Source organism: Mesorhizobium sp. M2C.T.Ca.TU.002.02.1.1 (assembly GCF_003997225.1).
This window is the reverse complement of record NZ_RZTO01000731.1, coordinates 1-3,127: the sequence shown is the minus strand read 5'-3', so window position 1 is coordinate 3,127 and position 3,127 is coordinate 1. Positions and strand designations below refer to the sequence as shown.

3 protein-coding genes are annotated in these 3,127 nt (G+C 66.7%); 2 read left to right on the top strand and 1 reads right to left on the bottom strand.

The window, feature by feature from the left end; genetic code table 11:
- Nucleotides 1-340 (top strand): hypothetical protein (locus EOD07_RS37860; protein ID WP_164772615.1); only part of this gene is annotated, 340 nt, incomplete at its 5' end.
- 26 nt (nucleotides 341-366) lie between these two features.
- Entirely contained in the window at nucleotides 367-2,478 is a 2,112-nt protein-coding gene (locus EOD07_RS28425; RefSeq protein WP_206519582.1) for a sigma-54-dependent Fis family transcriptional regulator, read from the top strand.
- 73 nt (nucleotides 2,479-2,551) lie between these two features.
- Here the strand turns inward: EOD07_RS28425 and EOD07_RS28420 are convergent.
- A partial coding sequence (locus EOD07_RS28420) for an aquaporin (RefSeq protein WP_127237736.1) occupies nucleotides 2,552-3,127 on the bottom strand: 576 nt, incomplete at its 5' end.

The following is a 3,127-nucleotide window of genomic DNA, read 5'->3' as shown; positions in this document are numbered from 1 at the left end:
GGCGCCAAAGCCGAAGCCGCAGGCAAAAGGCCTCATCATCCATTCCGTCGGCAGCGCAAGGCCCGCCGTCGAAGCGAGCCCCAGGATCCGCATCAGCCTCAACGGGCGGGTGATCATGGTGGACGAGAATTCGGGCCGTCAGCTGCATCATATCGGCGATCTCAGGTCCCGGGACGGCAGCGACGTCTTTGTGCTCGCGACCAAAGCCAATCAGTATTTCTCGCCGGTCGACGAGGGCATAGCGGCGGCATTGGCCGACCTCGACGGCGGCCGGCTCGGACCGGATTATGGCGAAGACCAGCTCGCCGCAGACATCGGCAACAGGCTTGGCATGACGTGAGGTGGGCGAGAGCGTGCGATGGTTAAATGAAGCGTAGCACCGGCCAGGACGAAAGCCTGCTCATGACGCATCCCGCCCGTCATCCGATGCGTCCCAACGCGCTTGTCGCGCCCAGCTATGACGAACGGGCGACCATGCGAGCCTGGGAGACATTGCTCGCCGGCGACAGCGAACGGGCGGGCAACCGCTTTCCGGTTCGCTCCCTGATCCACGATTCCTGGAGCCGCTGCGCCACAAGCGGCATCAATGCCCAGCAGAGCGAAGCGCCGCTCGAAAACGGCAAGGACCACATCGAGCTGCTCTCGCGCTCCAACGGCGAGTTGCTTGCCGCGGCGCGGCGATCCTTCTTCACCATCGGCCGCCTTCTCGACGGGACCGGCGCCATGCTGGTGCTGACCGACGGCGACGGCGTGCTGATCGATGCTATCGGCGACAAGCGCACGATCCATGATGGCATGGACATCCATCTCGCCGTCGGCGGGAAATGGACCGAGGACGTCGTCGGCACCAATGGGATCGGCACCGCGCTTTGGGCGGGCGAGCCGGTCTTCGTGCATGCGGCGGAGCATTTCTGCGCCGGGATCAAGTCGTGGACCTGCGCCGGCGCGCCGATTCGCGATCCGATCGATGGAAACATCATCGGCGTGGTCGATCTTTCGGGCCATCCCGACATCTTCCGTCCGCACAACACGGTGCTGGTCGCAGCCGCCGCGCGCGAGATCGAGAAGGCGCTCGCCGAGCAGCAGATGGAGGACCGCGCGCGCCTGCTGGAGGCCTTCATCACCTCGGCCCCCAACTATCGCCGGCGCGACGGATTGATGATCGTCGACCGCCGTGGACGGCCGATCTACTGCAACAACCTTCCCGAAGAAGCGGCACGCGAGCTGCTGGCGGAGCCGGCCGCGCAGAACCCGAACGCCAGGTTCCTGGTCAAGCTGCCCGAGCTCGGCTCGGGCATCGACCTGGGCGACGCCCTGCCGGCGTCGCTGCGCTCCTGCCATATCAGCTCGCTTGAGTTCGACGACGGCCTGCGCGGCGCCGCGCTCGTCTTCCCGGCGCAGGGATCGACGACGATCGTCTCGGACAGCCGCAGAACGCAGATCAAGCAACTTGAAGCGGCGTCGGCGCTGATCATCGGCGAGAGCGAGCCCCTGCTTGCCGCCGTCGACATCGCCTGCAGGGTCGCGGACTCGAAGGAAGTCACCTCGGTCCTGCTCGAAGGCGAGACGGGCGTCGGCAAGGAGTTGTTCGCAAGGCTCATCCACATCGGCAGCCGCGCTTCGCAGAACAGCCCGTTCATCGCCGTGAACTGCGGCGCGATCACCAAGGAGCTGTTCGGCTCGGAGCTGTTCGGCCATGTCTCGGGCGCCTTCACCGGCGCGAGCCGCGACGGAAAGCCCGGCGTCTTCGAGCTCGCCAATGGCGGCGTGCTCAGCCTCGACGAGATCGGCGAGATGCCGCTCGAGATCCAGCCGTTCCTGCTCAGGGTGCTGGAAGAGCGCGTGGTCCATCGCATCGGCGACAGCCGCGCCCGGCCGGTCGACGTGCGCCTGATCGCCTCGACCAACCGCGATCTCAAGCGCGAGGTGGATGCCGGCCGGTTCCGCCGCGATCTCTACTATCGCATCTCGACCGTTTCCATCCGCGTGCCGCCCCTGCGGGACCGCGGCAGCGACGTGTTGCTGCTCGCAGAGCACTTCAACCACAAGATCTCGGCCCGGATGGGGTCGGCCCCGCTTGAATTCTCGACAGCGGTCATGGATGCGTTCCTGGCCTACCAGTGGCCGGGAAATGTGCGCGAGTTGAAGAACCTGGTGGAGAGGCTGCACGTGCTGTCTCGCGGGGCCATCGTCGGCCTCGGCGATCTGCCGGAGGAAATGCTGGGGGCCGGAACGACAAAGGCTGGGGCCGAAATTCAATTGGCCACGCCGGCGACGGCCGGCGCACCCGGAGCGTTGCCTTGCGCCATCGACGGAGCGCCGGTGCGCAGCATCGAGGATGCCGAACGTCAGGTCATCAAGGATGCGCTGGCGGCTGAGGGCGGCAATCTGAGCCGCGCGGCGCTGCGCCTCGGAGTGTCGCGCCCGACGCTCTATCGCAAGCTCGATCAGTTCGGCATCCGGCGCGGCTTCATCTGAGTTACCCTGGCCTGAAAAGATCAAAGGCCCCATGGCACGAAACCATGGGGCCTTTTGTCGTTGCTACCAAGGTTCAGGCCGGCTGGACGGCGCCTTCCAAACCGATCGCCCGGTTGCGCTGCAAGAGGCCGGCGACGGCAGCTCCGAGGCAAGGCGCCAAAATATAGAGCCACAGCTGCGAGAGAGCGGCGCCGCCCGCGAACAACGCCGGCCCGAGCGCGCGGGCCGGATTGACCGACGATCCTGAAACCGCGATCCCCGCAAGGTGGATCGCCACCAGCGTCAGCCCGATCGCCAGGCCGGCGAGCGTGCCGGCGCCGCCAGGGGCGGTGCTGTTGAGGATGACGGTCACGAACAGGAAGGTCGCCACCAACTCGAACACGAAGGCCGAGGTCGCCGAATAGGTCGACCAGCCGTTCTGCGCAAAGCCGCTTGCCGCGACATCGTAGCCGCCGGCTTTGCCCTCGGCGATGAGATAGAGCACGCCCGCCGAAACGATCGCGCCGGCGCACTGGGCGACGACGTAGCCGACAAAGTCGCTCGAGCCGAGCCGGCCCGAGACCAGGAAGCCGAGACTGACGGCGGGATTGAGATGGGCGCCGGAGACCGGACCGACGGCGTACGCCATCGCCACGACCGAGAGGCCGAA